Origin of the sequence: Rubellimicrobium sp. CFH 75288 (assembly GCF_009904055.1) — a bacterium.
GTDB lineage: Bacteria > Pseudomonadota > Alphaproteobacteria > Rhodobacterales > Rhodobacteraceae > Rubellimicrobium.
The window spans coordinates 1-214 of record NZ_WYDP01000058.1; the positions used below are offsets into that span (position 1 = coordinate 1).

Consider the following 214-nt stretch of genomic DNA (forward strand, 5'->3'; position numbering starts at 1 on the left):
TCATGCCCGCCGCCGAAGGCGCCCGCGCCGCGCTTCTTGCCCAGCGCGTCGAGCTCGTCGATGAAGATGATGCAGGGGGCGGCCTTGCGCGCCTGCTCGAACAGGTCGCGCACCCGCGCCGCCCCCACACCCACGAACATCTCGACGAATTCCGAGCCCGAAATCGAGAAGAAGGGCACCCCCGCCTCGCCCGCGATGGCGCGCGCGACCAGCG

The 214-nt window shown here is 71.5% G+C and carries 1 protein-coding gene; it reads right to left on the reverse strand.

The genetic code is table 11. From position 1 onward, the window contains the following. A partial coding sequence (locus GT358_RS16360) for an AAA family ATPase (protein ID WP_166583695.1) occupies positions 1-214 on the reverse strand: 214 nt, incomplete at both ends.